The organism is Bartonella sp. CL434QHHD, assembly GCF_042195145.1.
Taxonomy (GTDB): Bacteria; Pseudomonadota; Alphaproteobacteria; order Rhizobiales; family Rhizobiaceae; genus Bartonella.
In genome coordinates this window covers 24,379-44,556 of the sequence record NZ_JBHINT010000006.1, presented here as the reverse complement: position 1 = coordinate 44,556, position 20,178 = coordinate 24,379, and the positions used below count along the sequence as shown (strand labels likewise).

Below are 20,178 nucleotides of genomic sequence, written 5' to 3'. Positions count from 1 at the left end.
CCTCAGCTCTTCACTGTACATGAAGTGGTAATTACTCATACATAAATCAAGCATTATAATGATATTATTAGAAACACCCATCAAATACCATTCATTACCACCTTTTATATTGTGCATCGCACAATGTCATGCTGATACATTTTCTTTATCTTCTGCACGTTCTGAGTAAATATAAAGAGGACGCGCTTTCCCATCAACGACATCACTCGAAATAACCACTTTTTGAACGCCTTCAAGAGCCGGTAGCTCAAACATCGTCTCAAGAAGGATCTTCTCCATAATTGAACGTAAACCACGAGCACCAGTTTTACGTTCAATTGCTTTCTTTGCAATAACACGTAAAGCATCTTCATGAAATGCTAACTCGACATTCTCCATTTCAAAAAGACGCTGATATTGCTTTACTAATGCATTTTTAGGTTGTGATAAAATTTGCATGAGGGCGTTAACATCTAAATCCTCTAAGGTAGCGACTATAGGAAGGCGTCCAATAAATTCTGGTATTAAACCAAATTTTATAAGATCTTCAGGCTCTAAATCACGAAAAATTTCACCGACACAACGCTCATCAGGAGCCTTAACGGTCGCAGAAAAACCAATAGAAGTTTTTTCACCACGCCCTGAAATAATCCGTTCTAAACCTGCAAAAGCTCCCCCACAAATGAATAAGATGTTTGTGGTGTCAACCTGAAGAAACTCTTGTTGCGGATGCTTACGTCCACCTTGAGGAGGAACAGAAGCAATCGTTCCTTCCATAATTTTTAATAACGCTTGCTGAACTCCTTCCCCCGAAACATCTCTTGTAATAGAAGGATTATCTGCTTTACGAGAAATCTTATCAACCTCATCGATATAAACAATACCACGCTGTGCACGTTCAACATTATAATCTGCTGCTTGAAGAAGCTTAAGAATAATATTTTCAACATCTTCCCCCACATAACCTGCTTCAGTCAAAGTGGTCGCATCCGCCATCGTAAAAGGTACATCAATAATACGTGCTAATGTTTGTGCGAGATAAGTTTTACCGCAGCCCGTTGGACCAACAAGAAGAATATTTGATTTTGCCAACTCAATATCATTGCTTTTAGACTGATGCGCCAACCGTTTATAATGATTATGCACAGCAACAGAAAGAACACGCTTCGCATGCTGCTGACCAATAACATAATCATCAAGAACTGTTATAATTTCCTGTGGCGTAGGAACACCATCACGCACCTTAACCCCAGAAGACTTATTTTCTTCCCGAATAATATCCATGCAAAGCTCTACACATTCATCACAGATAAATACAGTAGGCCCCGCAATGAGCTTACGCACCTCATGCTGACTCTTGCCGCAGAACGAGCAATAGAGAGTATTTTTTGATTCGTTCCCGCTATTGCTAATTTTGCTCATTTTTCTTTCCTTTCACCACGATATATGAACACTTTGCCTTTTCAAAGGAAGCTTTTCATCATGAAAACTAAAAGACATATAGAAAACCATGCATGTCTCAATATTTTTAGGTGTTTCTCTTATTTTGCGATATTTTTTATAAAACTCTTTGATTTAAAGTAGCTGTTTTTTCTATAAAAATTCTTAATCTTTTTCTTCTTTTTCAGTTTCTGCACGATATTGTATAACATCATCAACTAAGCCAAACGCTTTGGCTTCTTCTGCTGTCATAAAATGATCGCGATCGAGAGTTTTCTCTATAACCTCATAATCTTGACCCGTATGTTGGACATAAATTTCATTTAAACGCCGTTTCATCTTTATAATATCTTGCGCATGTCGCTCAATATCTGAAGCTTGACCTTGAAAACCTCCAGATGGTTGATGCACCATAATACGTGCGTTTGGCAATGTAAAACGATGACCTTTTGCTCCAGCTGTTAACAATAAAGACCCCATAGATGCCGCTTGCCCCATGCAAAGCGTAGAAACAGGAGGGCGAATAAACTGCATAGTATCATAAATAGCCATACCAGATGTTACGACACCACCTGGAGAATTAATATAAAGACTAATTTCTTTTTTAGGATTTTCCGCTTCTAAGAAAAGCAATTGTGCACAAACAAGCATTGCCATACCATCTTCAACAGGACCATTAATAAAAATAATCCGCTCCTTTAAAAGACGGGAAAAAATATCATAGGCCCGCTCACCACGATTGGTTTGTTCAATAACCATAGGAACAAGGCTTAATGCTGTTTTCATTGGATCACTCATATTTTTACTTTCCGTTCATATAACAACCGCTCTTTACACATTCAATGTTTTTATCCATATGCTAACATTACTCTCTTGTGCAAGCTACAATCAAGAGATGTATAAGATAGATTAAAATCTCAATAGTTAAAATAGCAATAATAACTCTACCTAAACAAATGATGAACATCAGGAATGCGAGATACCGCCCAATGGTAAAAACTTCCTTCCTGAGGTCTTTTCGTGGTCTTTGTCTTTCTGTGAATATGAAAGCCTATCAAGCGTGAATCTGTAAGCGGCTTTACGCCAAAAGCTGGTTCAAAAATACGTTCAGTTTTTCGCCCAGTCCAATAATAAAAAGTTTCCTTTTCCCTTGCTTCATGAAAAAAACCATATCGTTTTGCTAATCGTGAAATACCATCATTGCCAAATATTGTAACGCCAAGATTTCCCGGTAAAATCGGCATTTTTTTCCTCTTTAACCAGAACGGTCTCCAAACACGACGCTTAAACCCAAGCCAATGAGGAATAATTTCTGTGCCTGCCCAATAATCTTCAAATATTTTTATAATAGGGTTATTGGGCGGAAAATAAAGTGCAGAAACGCCTACTCTTGTATTATTTTCTCTTGCCAACCAAACCTTATCGGCATCTGGATGAAATTGTTTAACAAGGTAAACATCTGTATCTAACCAAACACCTTGTTGATATTTCATCAGCATAACACGAAAAAAATCCGAGAACTGAACAATTGTACACCCTAGTTTATCATCAGAAAAATCGGGATCAAGGCGATAAATTGCTGAGCGTGGTAAAATTGATTCGGCTTCATGCAGCTCAACACCAGCAGGGAGATTATCTATTTTTTTATCATAACTAAAAAGCTTAACGCGCTGTCCAGTTTTAACCATTGAAGACAAACAAAGCCTATCCACCAATCTTAATTGTCCACTATACCAAAAAGTACAAATATCCATAGATAATACATCAAAAATATTCTAAACTTACGCGAAAGAGTTGTTCAACATCACGAACTCTATCAGCAAGAGCAAAAATCACTATTCTATCACCAGACAAAATACGCGTATCTGCCGAAAGCTGTATTATTGTCTTATTGCGATAAATTGCACCAATTCTCAAACCATCTGATAAATTGAGCTCTGATAATGACTTACCAACTAATGAAGATGTTTGCATCACTTCAGCTTCAATAATTTCTGCTCGGCCATTAAAAACTGAATGAACAGAACGAATACGCCCACGGCGCATTTGTTGCAAAATTCTCGATATTGTAACGCTATGGGGATTAAGATATGCATCCACACCAACAGCACGACTAAATTCTTGATAGGCAACATTATTAATCAATACCATATTGGCTTTGCAGCCCAATCTTTTAGCAATAATAGCGCTTAAGAGATTAACCTGATCTTGATTGGTCAATGTAATCATTAAATCGGACTGATCAATTCCCGCATCTTGAAGAATCACTGGATCTAACACGTTACCGTATAAGACTGTCGTTTTTTCAAGCTGATCAGCAATTGTAAGAGCTCTTTCTCTATGCGATTCTATAATCTTCAATTTTAATTTATGGAAACGCTTTTCAATCGCCTGTGCAACATAAAGGCCAATGTGACCACCCCCTGCAATAATCATGCGGTGTGCATCTTGTTCTTTATGACCAAAAAGCCCAACAGCACGACGCATCTGTTCACGAGAAACAACAAGATAGGTTATATCACCAACGCGTAATTGCGTTTCTGAATGTGCAACCAATAATTCCGCGCCACGTTTAATAGCGGTAACCGTCGTATGAAGATCTGGAAAAAGCTCTGTTAATTGACGCAAAGGTGTATTAATAACTGGACAATCTTCCATACATTCCAAGGCTAGCGCAACAATATCATCATTACAAAAATAAAGAACATCTATTGCACCAGGTAAAGCAATACGGCGCAAAACCATTTCCCCAACTTCAACTTCTGGCGAAATAACCACATCAATGGGAATATTCTCTCTGGAAAAAAGCGTCTTATAACGTGGCTCTAAATAAGATTGTGAGCGAATACGAGCAATTTTTGTGGGCACATTAAATAATGAATGTGCTACTTGGCAAGCTACCATATTGACTTCATCAAACAAAGTAACAGCAATCAACATATCAGCTTTGTCTGCATCCGCTGCCAAAAGAACTTCAGGCCGTGAACCGTGACCAACAAAACCTCTCACATCCAATGTATCGCGAATCTTTTCAATTAATCTCGTTTCGATATCAATAACAGTAACATCATGATTTTCAGCAGCAAGACGCTCTGCTATCCCATAACCAACCTGTCCTGCTCCACAAATAATAACACGCATCGCTTAAGAAACTCCAAGCGCTTTAAGTTTACGGTGCAAAGCTGAACGCTCCATGCCTATAAATTCAGCAGTACGTGATATATTTCCACCCAAACGCCCAATCTGCGCCACTAAATATCTCTTTTCAAACAATTCTCGAGCTTCACGTAACGGCAAATCCATTATACTTTCATCTGAATCCATTTGAAGGCGTGGCAAAGAATCACTTACTTCACTGGGAAGAAAGTCCGCTGTTATAGGACCATCACCATCCCGCACAAGAATAAGAAGACGCTCAATATTATTACGTAATTGCCGCACATTACCCGGCCAAGCGTGCGTTTGCAAAATAGCAATCACATCATCACTGATTGCACGCGGTTTAATCCCAACCTGCTGTGATATTGTTTTTACAAAATGATGTACAAGTTCTGGAATATCTTCACGACGCGCTGAAAGGGGCGGAACAACAATAGGAACAACGGAAAGACGGTGAAAAAGATCCTCCCTAAAGCGCCCATCAGAAATGAGGTTTTCAAGATTTTGCGCTGTCGAAGAAATGATACGGACATCCACCTTAACACGTTTTGTGCCGCCAATTCTCTCAAATGTTTGCCCCGTTAAAACCCGAAGAATCTTCCCTTGAGTCTCACGCGGCATGTCAGCAATTTCATCAAGATATAAGATACCACCATGAGCTTCCTCTAAGGCACCGATTTTACGCTCTCTTCCCTCCATTTCGCTGCCAAACAGCTCTATTTCCATTCTTTCCGGAGTAATCGTTGCAGCATTTATTGTAACAAATGGCCCATTCGAACGCGTTGAAAGCGCATGAATAGTTCGTGCAACAGTCTCTTTTCCTGCCCCTGAAGGACCTGTTATCATGATGCGACTATTGGTTGGTGCTACTTTTTCTATGATTTGACGCAAATTTTTTATAACTGTCGATTTTCCGAGCAACTCTAATGTCTCGTTCGAACGCTTTCGTAATTCTAAAAGCTCACGTTTTAAATTTGAATTTTCAAGTGTTCTCTCTGCAACCAATACAAGTCTATCAGCTTTAAAAGGTTTTTCAATGAAATCATATGCCCCTCGCTTTATAGCGGAAACAGCCGTCTCAATATTACCATGACCAGAGATCATAACGACCGGAAGAGCCGGATATTGTGTTTTAATTTCATCAAGCAGTGCTAAACCATCGAGACGACTACCCTGTAGCCAAATATCCAAAAAAATGAGCTTTGGAATACGCTCACTAATTTGAGCCAATGCTTCATCAGAGTTACAAGCAACGCGCGTTTCATAACCTTCATCCTCTAAAATACCAGCAACAAGCTCACGAATATCTGCTTCATCATCAACAATCAAGATATCTGATACCATACTATTCCCCTATCTTATGATTTATGGCTTGTATAATATTACCCTGCTTACCCCCATCCGCAGGAAATATCAAACGGATCATCGCACCACGACCTTCATAAAAACTCTCCGGTGCATCATGAAGCTCCATGAAACCACCGTGATCTTCAATAACTTTGCGCACAATGGCTAACCCCAGTCCTGTTCCTTTTTCCCGCGTTGTTATATAGGGTTCTAATAACTTTTGTCTTTGCTCTTTAGGAAGTCCTTTCCCGTTATCAACAACATCCACAACCACCCATTCTTTCTGTCGATAAGAACGGACAAGAATATGACCGTGAATATTTTCCTCTCGCATAACTGAATCTATGGATTCGCTCGCGTTTTTGATAACATTGCAGAAAGCCTGTACAATGAGACGGTTATCAAATGCACCCATAAGTGGTAGAGTTCCTAAATCTTGCTCAAAATGAATATCATGTCGCGTCACCTCTATCAAGAAACATGCTTCGCGCAACAATTCTCGTATATCTAAAATATGCATTTTGGGTTTGGGCATACGTGCAAAAGAGGAAAACTCATCAACCATACGCCCAATATCTCCAACCTGCCGAATAATCGTGTCAATACACCGCTCAAAAACCTCTCTATCTTGTGTAATAGCTTTGTTATAACGTTTACGAATGCGTTCAGCGGATAACTGAATAGGTGTAAGAGGATTTTTAATTTCGTGCGCAATACGCCGCGCAATATCCGCCCACGCCGCTGTACGTTGCGCTGCAACAAGGTCAGTAATATCATCAATTGTTAGAACCCAAGATTGCCCCTGTCCATCATCCTCCTCCATCGTAACTTGAACATTACAGACACGCTCTTTTCCTGCAACGTTTAAAGTGACCTGTTCACGATGGTTTTTACGATCTAATGAACGCACAAACTGAAAAACCTGCCAAATTTCAGCGCTTAAAGATAAAAGACTTTGTCCAACAACGTGCTCAGAGCGAATATCAAACATCGCTTCAATAGACCGATTGATAATGGTGATATCACCATTATCATCTATACCTGCTACTCCCGCTGTTACACCCGATAACACAGCTTCAGAAAAACGCCGTCTTTCATCAATTTGATCACGCACTGCAATCAACTCATTACGCCGACTTTTCAATTCACTGACCATGTAATTAAAAGTTTTGGATAATTGCCCAATATCTCCATCTTTTGCTCGTACTGGCACGAAAATTTCCATATTTCCAGAAGCAACATCATCGGCAGCACTAATGAGAAGACGAATAGGACGCACTAAACGATCAGCAACAGCAATAGCAGCCCAAATAGCTGATAAGAATAAACTAAAAAAAAGACACAAATAAAGCATACCAAATGCAATCTGTGTCAGCAGGCGATTTTCATTTAAATCACGATAACGATCTGTATTAACTTCTGTCAAACGCAAAGCAGATAAAACACCTTTATCAACGTCACGCACCAAATATAAAAATGTGTTTGGAATGTTGGTAAATTTTAAAATAATACCAAAATAATCATGAACGCCTGGTTGAAAAGAAAAAGGTCTCGCACTGGTTGCACGTTCAATAAGATGAGAAGGAGGAATTGGCAGTTTATCTTCATCACCAAGAGCACTCGATACAAAAATAGCTCCGCTAGAACTTAACAAAAATGCACCACGCAAATTGCGTCCTATAGCATGACGCGTCAATTGCATCCTATATTCAGCTGGATTACGTTCTAAGAGTTTTTTGTTATCAAGTGCAAATGCCATCGCGTAGGATAAATTTTTTAAATTTTGAAGCATTTCATCTGCATAAGCATTTGCTAAATCAATAGAAGAGCCCACAATTTGCCGCGTTGTTGTATCAAACCATCGATCAAGTCCCAAATTTAGTGCTGGACCCGATACAAGAGCTACAGCAACAGCTGGCATTGTCGCAACAAGTGCAAACAATGAAATAAGACGCACATGAAGACGCGATCCTGCACGCCTTGAACGCCAAGCACGAATGATCGGAATCATCTCATAAAAAACGATGACAATAAGCCCTAAAACCCAAAAACTATTAATCCCTATAAGAATAAGGGTTACTGTTCTACTGGGAACAACAGGAGTTAATCCAATAAGAATAATAAACGAAACAGAGGCCGTAAGTAAAGCCAATACAATAATTGTAATCCCTAAAAAAATATATACCTTACTTAAACGATACAACTCATCGTTATAAGTATTTTTATCTATGTCTTGAAGATTCGTCACAGATGTTATATTCGTCATGAGCTTACATACCCTTATCCCATTATTCTCATATAACCTTTTGTAGCAAAAATTGACAATACTAATACTACATTTAAAATAGGGCAAATATAGTCAATGAGGAAAAGCTTCTATATTTTGCAAAATATCTTTAAAATAGACTGTGTTCGACGATACTTTACGAAGGAAATGAGATGCGATTAACAAAACAAACAAATTATGCTCTTCGAATGCTCATGTATTGTGCAGATAATCAGGGAACTCTCAGTCGTGTTCCAGAAATTGCTAAAGCATATGCCGTTTCAGAACTTTTTTTATTTAAAATCCTTCAGCTGCTTGTTCAAGCAGGTTTTATACAAACAGTGCGTGGACGCAATGGTGGAGTTAGATTGGCTAAACCCGCAGCAGAGATTTCAGTCGCTGATGTTGTGAAAGTAACAGAAGACAACTTTTCCCTAGCAGAATGTTTCGATACTGCAGAACCAACTTGCCCCTTGTTTGATTTTTGTGGTTTAAATACCGCACTTCAAAAAGCATTAAATGCTTTTTTTGAGGTGTTGTCCATGATATCCCTTGCTGATCTACAACAACCATCCTTTCAAAATCATTTTAAAATTAATGACAAAAAAGAAAACTAAGATTATAATACAAGGAGATTAAGTATTTCTATTGCAGCAATAATATTAGCCGCTGGACGGGGTGAAAGAGCAGGATCTCCCTATAAAATTCCAAAACAATATCGGCTTCTAGGACAAAAGCCGATTATTTATCATACCGTGCATTGTTTTTTGCAGCATCCAGCTATCACAACAATTATCCTTGTTATTCATCCAGAAGATCGTCAAATCTGTGAACAAGCTATTGGCGATTTTAAAGAGCGCCTTATTATCGTTGAAGGAGGCAATACACGTCAAATCTCTACCTTACATGGACTTCAGGCACTTAAAAAATTTTCCCCCCAATATGTGCATATTCATGATGGTGCACGCCCTTTTATTGAAAACAAGCTTTTTAATAACATTCACAACACTATCACGCCTCAAGAAGGTGTTCTTCCTGTTCTGCCCATCTCTGATACCCTTAAACGTATAAATAATCAGCATGTTTTAGAAACAATTCCCCGTACCCATCTTTATAGTGCACAAACTCCACAGTGTTTTCCCTTTGAACATATCTTAGCGGCCCATAAACAAGCAAAACAAGCTTGCAAACAAGAATTCACTGACGATTCTGCAATTGCCGAATGGTTTGGAATTCCTATGCGTACCGTTCCTGGGGATCCTAACAACATAAAAATTACATGGCATGAAGATTTTAATACTGCACATTTATATCTCCAAAAGAAAATGCAAATGTTTCCTGATATCCGTACCGGCAATGGTTATGATGTTCACTCTTTTGAAGATGGTGATTTTCTTATATTATGTGGTATAAAAATCCCTTTTCATAAAAAATTAAATGGACACTCCGATGCAGATGTTGCTCTTCATGCATTAACAGATGCCCTTCTTGCAACTCAAGGTGCTGGAGATATCGGTACACATTTTCCTCCCTCTGATCCTCAATGGAAAAATGTATCATCAGAAATTTTTCTCCGTCATGCTCTCGATATTATAAAACAAGCAGATGGTCGTATCGCCAATGTTGATATCACAATTATCGCTGAAAATCCTAAAATTGGTCCCTATCGTCATGCTATGACAGAAAATCTTATGACAATACTTGCAATGACACCTGATCGAATCTCTATCAAAGCAACAACAAATGAAAAGCTTGGATTTATTGGTCGTGGTGAGGGAATTGCTGCTCTTGCAACAGCGAGCGTTCTTTATTCAGGAGAAATTCCCCAATGACATATCTTTGTGAAAAACAAGCACATGAAGTCCTTAATACCTTTCGCCAAAAAGGTTTACTGTTAACAACTGTAGAGTCTTGTACAGGGGGGCTCATTGCTGCAAGCCTCACAAATATTGCAGGATCGTCAGATGTTCTCGATTGTGGATTTGTTGTTTATTCAAATGAATCCAAAACACGCCTTGTTGGCGTTTGTGCTGAACTTATAAGAACCTATGGTGCCGTTTCAAAAGAAGTTGCTCTTGCAATGGCTGAGGGTGGATTAAAACATTCACAAGCTGACATTGCAGTTTCTGTAACAGGGATTGCTGGTCCAGGAGGTGCAAGTCTTGATAAACCTGTAGGACTTGTGCATTGCGCAGTTGCTTACAAAAATCACCCCCCCCTGCACAAAGAAATGCACTTTGCTCATCTTAATCGCAATGCTATCCGCCATGCAACTGTTGAAAATGTTTTTAAAATGATTCTGGAATTACTTCACTGAATTCCCCATACTAATTTCAAAATTCTCTATTCCACATTGAGTCTATAATCGCCCACAACTTGAAAATGAAAGACCTGAATAGCGTAAAGTTATCTCACTTCAGCCCTGTGTAGGTTGAATTAATCAAATTTATTCACTTGCACGCCACAAGAGAAAAAAACTGTAGTAAATAAAATGATTAAAGAAAGGGACACTTGTACCTCTCTCTCAAGTGCTAAGAGCTGGCGCAACATCTTGAGAGATGGCAAATAAATGGTGCAGGCTGACTTGTTCATAAACGTACAGATGTGGAGTTTATATGCTTTTACGAAGGATCTATACTATTTATTATGAGCACTATTATGAAATGGGTATGACGCAAGCATGTTCTATTTGGGCGTTCTGTTTAACGGATGTGTATCCATTAAAAAAGAGAGAAACAAAAGAGTGAAGCTGTACATCATCTTCATCATTTAAAATGATGTTCCTTCAATATGTTTTTGAAAGCTGGATTAAAAACAAATAGTAAAGATGGAAACCGATTTCCACCTTCACGCTGTTATAAGCAATACGTATTGTTAAAAAATAACAGAATAGACTATGTTACCGTAGAGCCATAAATCTGATGCGCACGCTTCTCAAAAGCCTCGGTAAATTTACGAAACGCAATATCAAACATTGAGCCCATCACTAATCCAAGCGTTTTACTTTTAAATTCATAATCAATAAAAAACTCTACATTACATGCATTGGTATTTTCAATATCATGAAAGGCCCAACGATTTTCAAGATATTTGAATGGACCATCAATATACTTAACTTCTATAAGACTTTTTTCCGGCTGAAGAAATACTTGAGTCGTAAAAGTTTCACGAATAATCTTATAGCCAACGGTCATATCCGCAAGAAGCAATATTTTTTTTCCATATTCTTTTCGAGAGCGTATTATTAAAGACTCACACATTGGTAAAAATTCAGGATAACGCTCAATATCTGAAACCAGATCAAACATTTCACTGGCACTATGGGTGATCTGCCGATGTATTGTAAAAATCGGCATAATTATCTCTGTAAGGAAAATTTTTCATCACGCGCTTTTTGCAAAATGGCAAAATCATCTCCAGCGTGATGAGATGAACGCGTCAGAGGATTGGAAGCCATATGTAAAAATCCTTTTACTTTACCAATCTTGGCAAAAGACTCAAATTCTTCAGGAGGCACAAAACGAACAACTGGATGATGTTTTCGTGTAGGCTGCAAATATTGTCCAATTGTCATAAAGTCAACATCAGCAGCGCGCAAATCATCCATCAATTGCAAAATCTCATTTCGCTCCTCCCCAAGGCCAACCATAATTCCCGATTTTGTAAAAATTGTTGGATCAAGTTCTTTAACGCGTTGTAATAAACGAATTGAATGAAAATAACGCGCCCCTGGACGGACCTTCAAATATTTAGAAGGAACTGTTTCTAAGTTATGATTAAAAACATCAGGCTTAGCAGCAACAACAACTTCTAAAGCGCCATCCTTATGACGAAAATCAGGTGTAAGAACTTCAATTGTTGTTTTAGGAGTTTTTTGACGAATCGCATAAATAACTTTTGCAAAATGCTCAGCACCACCATCAGCAAGATCATCACGATCAACAGATGTAATGACAACATGTTTTAATTCCATCCGTGCAACAGCATCGGCGACACGTTCTGGCTCATTATCATCAACGGCAAGTGGAATACCTGTTGCAACGTTACAAAAAGCACAAGCACGCGTACATATTTCACCTAAAATCATAAAGCTAGCATGCCTCTGGCTCCAACATTCGCCAATATTAGGGCAACCAGCTTCTTCGCATACAGTCACTAACTTATGCGTACGTACAATACCATGTGTTTCCTTATAAATTGGTGATGTTGGCGCTTTTACACGAATCCAATCTGGCTTTTTTTGAACGCTTGTATCAGGACGATGTGCCTTTTCAGGATGACGCAAACGTCTATTTGTAACTCTATCAACAACCGTAACCATTTAAGCCTTTGCCTTATAAATACGAAGTAACAATCAAAAATATAAAATTTTTCATACAATCCAGTCATCAAGCGTTTAAAACTTGACCATAAGCATCTAATACACTTTCTTTCATCATTTCCGATAAGGTCGGATGTGGAAAGACAGTATGCATTAATTCTTCTTCTGTTGTTTCAAGATTCATAGCAATAACAAAACCCTGTATCAATTCTGTTACCTCAGCCCCTACCATATGGGCCCCGAGAAGCTGTCCTGTTTTTTTATCAAAAATCGTTTTTACTAACCCCTGATCTTCACCCAAAGCAATCGCCTTACCATTCGCAGCAAAAGAATAACGACCAATACGTATATCATAACCTGCTTCTTTTGCAGCCGCTTCTGAAAGCCCTACAGAGGCAACCTGTGGTGTACAATATGTACACCCTGGAATTTTTCTTTTATCAAGCGGATGAGCACTCTTCAAACCTGCAAGATGCTCAATACATATCACTCCTTCTTCTTCTGCTTTATGGGCCAACATAGGAGGACCTGCTACATCACCAATAGCATAAATGCCTTCCACCCCCGTCCAACTCCATTCATCAGTTACAATGCACCCGCGATCGGTTTTTATTCCCAAAGATTCTAAACCAAGATTCTCAATATTACCTTGCACCCCTACAGCGGAAATTAACCGGTCAACAGTTATTGTCTCTATTTTACCTTGAACATCAATATGTACAGTCACAGAATCGGAAGACTTTTCAACCTTTGTTACTTTTGCTTGACGAAGAATGCGTAAACCTCTTTTCTCTAACTGTTTACGAGCAAACGTTGAAATTTCAATATCTTCAGCAGGCATGATATGGGGCATCATTTCAACAACAGTTACTGTCGCCCCCATATCACGATAAAAAGAGGCAAATTCAATGCCAATAGCCCCAGACCCTATAACCAAAAGCGATTTTGGCATTGATGACGGTATCATAGCTTCAAAATAAGTCCAAATGAGTTTTCCATCTGGCTCAATACCAGGAAGGACACGAGGACGTGCACCTGTTGCAATAATGATATGTTTTGCTTGATAAGTTCCCTCCCCTAACGTCCCTTTAGGGACTGGATTTTGCGGTTGCATAATCGGCTTGGAGGATGAAGAAACCATAATTTCCGCAGGATGGCTTCCCTTTGCTTTTTTAGTAAGCTTTGCTTCACCCCAAATAATATCAATTTTGTTTTTTTTCATTAGAAAATCAACACCAGCATTTAAACGTGCTGAAACACCGCGTGAACGTGCCACAACATCTTTGATGTTTGCCTCAATTGAACCATTAATTTTTAGTCCATAATTTTTTGCATGTTCAGCAAAATGTTTCATTTCCGCTGAACGTAGAAGGGCCTTTGTGGGAATACATCCCCAATTTAAACAGATCCCTCCCAAATGTTCACGTTCAACAATCGCAGTCTTAAAGCCACATTGTGCTGCACGAATTGCGGTTACATATCCGCCTGGACCTGATCCAATCACAATTACATCATAAAGATTTGCCACAGTAATTCCTCCATGGATATATATAAAACGGATATGCACTTTTTGAACTTAAGTCTGCAAAATAACATGACAGAATTATCTTATGTCTTTTGCTTACGTAAATGCTTTACCCAAACCAGAAATAGCAATAACATTGCTCTTCAAACTCGTTAAATTTGCTTTTATTCTCTTAATACACTCTCTCACAATTTACGTGAAGAACTGTTAAACAGTTCAAACCAACATTGCTAATGGATTTTCAATCATCTTCTTAAAAGTCCGCGCGATCTCTGCTGCTAAAGCACCATCGACAGCACGATGATCAGCAGAAATCGTAACTGACATAACTGTCGCAACGACTAATGCATCATTTTTAACAACGGCGCGCTGCTCCCCTGCTCCAATCGCAAAAATCGTCGCATGCGGTGGATTAAGAATAGCAGAAAAACTTTTTATACCATACATCCCCATATTTGATACAGCTGTTGTTCCACCCTGATATTCTTCCATTTTTAACTTGCCCTCGCGCGCACGCTTTGCAAAATCCTTCATCTCTTTGGAAATAAGTGATAACGGCTTTTCCTCTGCATGGCGAATAATCGGTGTAATTAATCCATTGGGAATGGAAACAGCAACCCCAACATCACAATGTTTATGATGAATCATCCCACCTTCAAGCCAAGAGACATTCGCATCAGGAACCGCTTTCAAAGAAAGTGCGACAGCTTTGATCACCATATCATTAACAGAAAGCTTATAAGTAGGCTGAGTTTCTTCTTGCCTTTTAACCATTGGTGCAGCAGCATTCAGTTGTGTACGCAGTGCTAATAGCGCATCAAGTTCACAATCTACCGTTACATAGAAATGTGGGACTTTCTGTTTTGATTCCACCAAACGTGTCGCGATTGTTTTACGCATATTATTATGGGGAACGAAGCTATATTCATCCTCTTTGAAGAGTTTCAATATCTGTTTGTCTGAAGCACCTGTAGCTGTTAGCTCCCCTATCTGTGATGAATAAGACACTTTAGAAATATCGCTGCTCACAGCTTTTTCCACATCGCGCTTAATAATACGCCCATGCGGACCACTTCCAGAAATAAGGGATAAATCAAGACCTGCCTGAGATGCTAATCGCCGCGCTAAGGGAGAGGCAAAAAGACGAGCTTCTTTTTTATCTTGCTGTATTAATTGCCCAGTTGATGATTCATGAGACATTTTTATTCCCTTTGAGTCCGTCTGTTTCAGAGAATCTGTCTGTTTGATGCCCTCTGATTCTTGTCTTGTAGAAGAAGAGATTTCTTCTGTAACTTTTGCAGCTTCAGCTAAATCTTCACCTTCTTCTGCTAAAACAACAATTAAAGCATTTACTTTAACGCCTTGTGTTCCAGCAGGAACAACAATTTTAGCAACCCTACCTTCATCAACGGCTTCGACTTCCATTGTCGCTTTATCCGTCTCAATTTCAGCAATAACATCACCAGAGGAAACCTTATCTCCCTCCTTAATATTCCATTTTGTTAAATTTCCCTCTTCCATCGTAGGGGAAAGCGCTGGCATTGTAATTTTAATGGGCATTATGCTTTCCTCCGTTATGCTCTGTATGTCACAACTTGAACTGCCTCAATAATTTCAGCAGTATTAGGCAAAGCCAACTTCTCAAGATTAGCGGCATAAGGCATCGGAACATCTTTGCCAGAAATCGTAGCAATTGGCGCATCAAGATAGTCAAAAGCCTGCTGCATAACACGCGTTGCTATTTCAGTTCCCACGGATGACTGAGGAAATCCCTCTTCAATTGTTACCAAACGACCTGTTTTTTTAACTGACGAAAGAATTGTAGGAAGATCCATAGGGCGAATGGTTCGTAAATCAATCAATTCAACATCAATACCAAGTTTTTCAATTTCTGGTAACGCTTGAACAGCATAATGCATCCCAATTCCACATGCAACAATCGTCACATCTTGTCCAGACTTATGAATACGCGCCTTACCAATAGGCAAAAGAAAATCATCCAGTTGAGGAACATCAAATTGATGCCCATACAAAATCTCATTTTCAAGGAAAATAACAGGATTATCATCACGAATAGCAGCTTTCAGCAAACCTTTTGCATCTGCAGCACTATAAGGCATGACAACTTTCAGACCTGGTACATGACTATACCATGCAGCATAGCATTGAGAATGTTGAGCACCAACACGGGCAGCCGCACCATTGGGACCTCGGAAAACCATAGGAGCGGTCATTTGTCCACCAGACATATAACGTGTTTTGGCTGCTGAGTTAATAATTTGGTCCATCGCCTGCATCGCAAAATTAAAGGTCATAAACTCGACAATAGGACGTAACCCACCAAAAGCAGCCCCAACAGCCAGCCCAGCAAAGCCGTGCTCTGTAATTGGGGTATCAATAACTCGGCGTTCCCCGAACTCTTCCAACAAACCCTGACTAACCTTATAGGCACCTTGATATTGCGCGACTTCTTCCCCCATAAGAAAAACTGTTTCATCACGCCGCATTTCTTCAGCCAAAGCCTGATTAAGCGCTTCACGAACTGTCATTGTAACCATTTGTGTTCCCGCTGGAATATCAAAATTAAGAGATGTATCAAAAGTAGGAGCAGCCTGCGGAACTGACAAAGGTAGAGAAAGAGCAGATTCCTTAGGTTTTTGTGCTGTATCCGTAGGCTGCGAAATATCCTCAGCACGCTCACCTTCTTCTAACAAAATTGCAATAACAGTGTTAACCCTTACGCCTTCTGAACCTTCAGGCACAAAAATTTTACCAAGAGTACCTTCATCAACGGCCTCTACTTCCATTGTAGCCTTATCCGTTTCAATTTCAGCAATAACATCGCCAGAGCTAACCTTATCACCTTCTTTCTTGAGCCATTTAGACAGTTTACCTTCTTCCATAGTTGGTGAAAGCGCCGGCATCAAAATATCAATAGACATACTTGCTTCCCTCGCATCAAACTAAAATATCAGTATAGAGCTCAGAAGCATCTGGCTCTTGATCACTTTGTGCAAAATCTACCGCATCAGCAACAATTGCACGGACCTCTTTCTCAATAGATTTTAAATCGTCTTCGCTCGCCCAATTTTTTTTAAGAATCCGACTTTTTACTTGATCAATCGGATCGTGCTCCTCTTTTATTTTTTGGACTTCTTCCTTTGAACGATATTTTGCTGGGTCAGACATGGAATGACCACGATAGCGATAGGTCTGCATATCAAGAATGATCGGTCCTTTACCTGAGCGTGCCCAAGAAATTGCTTCATCAGCAGCTCCTTTTACTGATCGAACATCCATACCGTCAACAACAATACCTGGAATTTCAAAAGAAAGACCACGTCGGGAAAAATCAGTTTCTGCAGATGCACGTGAAACTGACGTTCCCATAGCATACTGATTGTTTTCAATAATATAAACAACGGGAAGCTTCCAAAGTGAAGCCATATTAAAACTCTCGTAAACCTGCCCCTGATTTGCAGCACCATCACCAAAATAAACCAATGTCACATTATCTTTACCAAGGTACTGATTCGAAAATGCCAAACCTGAACCAATTGGAACCTGCGCACCAACAATACCATGTCCTCCATAAAAGTTCTTTTCTTTAGAGAACATATGCATCGAGCCACCTTTCCCTTTGGAAAAGCCACCTTGGCGCCCCGTTAATTCTGCCATGACACCACGCGGACTCATCCCAACCGCTAACATATGACCATGATCACGGTAAGACGTAATAACCTGATCACCTTCTTTTGCCGCTTTCAATGTTCCTATAACAACGGCTTCCTGACCAATATAAAGGTGACAAAATCCCCCAATAAGCCCCATACCATAAAGTTGTCCTGCTTTTTCTTCAAAACGGCGAATTAAAAGCATTTCACGATAAGCATCAATTTCTTCTTCTTTTGTAAAATCTGCTATTGGTGCTTTCTTTGTGGTGCTTGATAATGCAGTGCGCGCCGCCGACGCAGAATTTTTTTTAAGTCGTTCTGCCATATTAAACTCCCTTTTATGATTATTTAGGAATAACCTTTACGAACAAAAGTTACAAGCCTTATCAATCGGCTTAAACAATATCATTGCTGATTGTTGTTTAAATTAAGCGATTTTTCATTTACCTTTAGTATCAATTTCAAGGTATTAAGATTGTCAGTTCATTTGGCTTAGAAAAGTTCAAATTCTTTCGGACATACTCATCCAACATATCTTTTTCTATATGCCCATTGCGTAAAAGAGAAATACGCTTTTCCATGAATATCCGCTCAGCTTCTATTTTATGAAGCTCCTTTTCTAATTCGCTAATATGCTGATTAACTTCACTGCGTGAATACAATCCATACTCACCATGATAAATGTGATAACTGAAATAGCTTAAGACTCCCACCGTCATAAGAGGTAGTACAAAGCGTACTTTGATTGATCGACGTTTCTGCTTTGTCCACATAAAATAGCACAGTCTTTACAGCACAAATTTCTTGATATTTTGCCCAACTATGCATGATTTTGATTAATACCTCATTACCAAATCTACACCAAAATAATTTGTTATTTCAATTTATCCCCCCCCCCTTAATACGATCAAAGTAAGCTGAATGCCCCACTTTTTATATTATAAATATTGGATATCCTCTAAGTTGTGATTTTACACCCATCTTTGTCCTTAAAACTTCCTGTTAAAATGACTATAAAATCAATCAATACCCAAGGTGTAATTATCAAAAAAATTCCTATAAGCCCTACCGGCATAAATATTATACTTATTATACTTATTACACTTATTATATTTATAAGAAGTATTGCAATACCAGTTCCAACTTTACCAACCATAAAACGATGAATTCCTAGTCCACCTAGAAAAAAACAAACGACCGCTAACGTCACTTTTGATTGCTGTGACTGACCTTCAGTTGAGATAGGGAAAATAGATTTAATGGTATCCCCTTCACACACAAAATCAACGACGTCACCAACTTTCGGCGGCGTTTTTCCTGACCAATCCCAATTCGCAAACTGATAGCGCTTACCATCAGCCCCTGAAATGAAATAATCTCCTTGATCATGACCAATAATCTTACCTTTCATCTTCACCACCTATAAAATTGTTATTCATAAAGAAGCTTTTCTTCTAATATGATAATATGTTGAATAAACCTCACAGCATGAATACAGTCTGTATTCACCGTGATATATGACAATTTAAAAAGCTAAAAATTCCCCAACAACTTAAAATTCCCGCAATTACAAGTGGTAATACAAAGCACGCTGTTCGATTTGCACCTTTGCTTTTTTCATATGAAATAGTACAGTCTTTTTCAATAGTTTTATTTAAATATTCATAATTTTCTTTAATATTTCACATTTAAAGACATATATTAAAATAATTTACATTATTAAATTAATATATTGACAACATTAAAAGTAAAGAAAGTGCCTCACTCTTTACTTTTTATATTATTCTAAAATTTCTACCAATTTATAATTTTATCCCCATTTTCATCCCTAAAATATCCGGATAAAATAACTATAAAATCAATGAATGACCAAGGACCAGTTACTAAAAGTATCCCTACCCCAAAAGTAAATGGTATACTTAGTAGGCTTATAAGAAGCATTACAATACCCGTTCCAACTTTACCTGCCATAAAGCGATGAATTCCCAACCATCCAAAAAACCAACAAACAAGTGCTATCGCCAATCTTGATTTTTCTGACTGAGTTTTACTCACGAGAGGGAGAACAGATTTAACAACATTATCTTCATATACAAAATCAACGGTATCACCCACTTTTGGTGTTTTTTTTCCTAACCAATCCCAACTCGTAAATTGATAACGCTTACCGTCAGCCCCTGAAACAAAATAATCTCCTTGATCCTGACCAATAATCTTACCTTTCATTCTTGCCCACCTATAAAGCTGCTCCTCATGTGTTATTCATAAAGAGATTATTTCTAATTCGATAATATGCGGATTAACCTCACGGTGTAAATACAATTCGTACTCACCATGATAAACATGAAATTAAAATAGTTCGTAACTCCCCAATAATCTAATATTTCCCCCTGCTATAAGCAGTAACAAAAAACATGCTTTAGTTGATTTATATCTTTGCTTTACCCATATAAAATAGCATTGTCTT

18 protein-coding genes are annotated in these 20,178 nt (G+C 38.6%); 3 read left to right on the top strand and 15 right to left on the bottom strand.

Annotated elements, in window-relative coordinates:
* Positions 1–126 precede the first annotated feature (126 nt).
* From clpX to ACFILN_RS01180, 6 genes are all read right to left on the bottom strand, one after another.
* Positions 127–1,401, bottom strand: a complete 1,275-nt coding sequence (gene clpX, locus ACFILN_RS01205; RefSeq protein WP_273723371.1) for an ATP-dependent Clp protease ATP-binding subunit ClpX — start codon at positions 1,399–1,401, stop codon at positions 127–129.
* A 183-nt stretch (positions 1,402–1,584) separates the two neighbouring features.
* Positions 1,585–2,217 carry an ATP-dependent Clp endopeptidase proteolytic subunit ClpP gene (clpP, locus tag ACFILN_RS01200; protein WP_273791156.1) on the bottom strand — a complete coding sequence of 211 codons (633 nt, stop codon included), beginning with the start codon at positions 2,215–2,217 and terminating at the stop codon, positions 1,585–1,587.
* Positions 2,218–2,363: 146 nt separating this feature from the next.
* Positions 2,364–3,173: a hypothetical protein gene (locus tag ACFILN_RS01195; protein WP_273791155.1), complete on the bottom strand. Its 810-nt coding sequence runs from the start codon at positions 3,171–3,173 to the stop codon at positions 2,364–2,366.
* A 10-nt stretch (positions 3,174–3,183) separates the two neighbouring features.
* The gene (gene trkA / locus ACFILN_RS01190) at positions 3,184–4,560 is read right to left on the bottom strand and encodes a Trk system potassium transporter TrkA (RefSeq protein WP_273791154.1); all 1,377 of its coding nucleotides are present in this window, start codon (positions 4,558–4,560) and stop codon (positions 3,184–3,186) included.
* 3 nt (positions 4,561–4,563) lie between these two features.
* Positions 4,564–5,922, bottom strand: coding sequence for a sigma-54 dependent transcriptional regulator (locus ACFILN_RS01185; protein ID WP_273791153.1), 1,359 nt, complete (start codon positions 5,920–5,922; stop codon positions 4,564–4,566).
* 1 nt (position 5,923) lies between these two features.
* Positions 5,924–8,191 (bottom strand): PAS domain-containing sensor histidine kinase, encoded by a 2,268-nt coding sequence (locus tag ACFILN_RS01180; protein ID WP_273791152.1) that lies wholly within the window; start codon positions 8,189–8,191, stop codon positions 5,924–5,926.
* 173 nt (positions 8,192–8,364) lie between these two features.
* Here ACFILN_RS01180 and rirA point away from each other — a divergent pair, with 173 nt between their 5' ends.
* The 3 genes from rirA to ACFILN_RS01165 are packed head-to-tail and all read left to right on the top strand — an operon-like array spanning position 8,365 to position 10,508.
* Entirely contained in the window at positions 8,365–8,808 is a 444-nt protein-coding gene (gene rirA, locus ACFILN_RS01175; RefSeq protein WP_273791151.1) for an iron-responsive transcriptional regulator RirA, read from the top strand.
* A gap of 24 nt (positions 8,809–8,832) precedes the next feature.
* The gene (locus ACFILN_RS01170; protein WP_273791165.1) at positions 8,833–10,023 is read left to right on the top strand and encodes a bifunctional 2-C-methyl-D-erythritol 4-phosphate cytidylyltransferase/2-C-methyl-D-erythritol 2,4-cyclodiphosphate synthase; all 1,191 of its coding nucleotides are present in this window, start codon (positions 8,833–8,835) and stop codon (positions 10,021–10,023) included.
* On the top strand, positions 10,020–10,508 hold the full coding sequence (locus ACFILN_RS01165; RefSeq protein WP_375631353.1) for a CinA family protein: 489 nt from the start codon (positions 10,020–10,022) through the stop codon (positions 10,506–10,508). Before ACFILN_RS01170 ends, ACFILN_RS01165 begins: the two co-directional genes overlap by 4 nt.
* 577 nt (positions 10,509–11,085) lie before the next feature.
* On the opposite strand, the gene ACFILN_RS01160 is transcribed toward ACFILN_RS01165, so the two are convergent.
* From ACFILN_RS01160 to ACFILN_RS01120, 9 genes are all read right to left on the bottom strand, one after another.
* Positions 11,086–11,547: a type II toxin-antitoxin system RatA family toxin gene (locus ACFILN_RS01160; protein WP_273791149.1), complete on the bottom strand. Its 462-nt coding sequence runs from the start codon at positions 11,545–11,547 to the stop codon at positions 11,086–11,088.
* Positions 11,548–11,549: 2 nt separating this feature from the next.
* Positions 11,550–12,512 (bottom strand): lipoyl synthase, encoded by a 963-nt coding sequence (gene lipA / locus ACFILN_RS01155; protein WP_273791148.1) that lies wholly within the window; start codon positions 12,510–12,512, stop codon positions 11,550–11,552.
* A gap of 67 nt (positions 12,513–12,579) precedes the next feature.
* Positions 12,580–14,040, bottom strand: coding sequence for a dihydrolipoyl dehydrogenase (lpdA, locus tag ACFILN_RS01150; protein ID WP_375658306.1), 1,461 nt, complete (start codon positions 14,038–14,040; stop codon positions 12,580–12,582).
* A gap of 213 nt (positions 14,041–14,253) precedes the next feature.
* Positions 14,254–15,597 carry a pyruvate dehydrogenase complex dihydrolipoamide acetyltransferase gene (locus tag ACFILN_RS01145; protein WP_273791146.1) on the bottom strand — a complete coding sequence of 448 codons (1,344 nt, stop codon included), beginning with the start codon at positions 15,595–15,597 and terminating at the stop codon, positions 14,254–14,256.
* Between the two features lie 14 nt (positions 15,598–15,611).
* Positions 15,612–16,979 carry a pyruvate dehydrogenase complex E1 component subunit beta gene (locus ACFILN_RS01140; protein WP_375670679.1) on the bottom strand — a complete coding sequence of 456 codons (1,368 nt, stop codon included), beginning with the start codon at positions 16,977–16,979 and terminating at the stop codon, positions 15,612–15,614.
* A 16-nt stretch (positions 16,980–16,995) separates the two neighbouring features.
* Entirely contained in the window at positions 16,996–18,036 is a 1,041-nt protein-coding gene (pdhA, locus tag ACFILN_RS01135) for a pyruvate dehydrogenase (acetyl-transferring) E1 component subunit alpha (RefSeq protein ID WP_273791144.1), read from the bottom strand.
* A gap of 136 nt (positions 18,037–18,172) precedes the next feature.
* Positions 18,173–18,484, bottom strand: a complete 312-nt coding sequence (locus ACFILN_RS01130) for a septum formation initiator family protein (protein ID WP_012754998.1) — start codon at positions 18,482–18,484, stop codon at positions 18,173–18,175.
* 185 nt (positions 18,485–18,669) lie between these two features.
* Positions 18,670–19,122 carry a TM2 domain-containing protein gene (locus tag ACFILN_RS01125; RefSeq protein WP_375660883.1) on the bottom strand — a complete coding sequence of 151 codons (453 nt, stop codon included), beginning with the start codon at positions 19,120–19,122 and terminating at the stop codon, positions 18,670–18,672.
* A 383-nt stretch (positions 19,123–19,505) separates the two neighbouring features.
* Complete coding sequence (locus ACFILN_RS01120; protein ID WP_375643078.1) at positions 19,506–19,937, bottom strand: TM2 domain-containing protein; 432 nt, start codon at positions 19,935–19,937, stop codon at positions 19,506–19,508.
* Positions 19,938–20,178 lie beyond the last annotated feature (241 nt).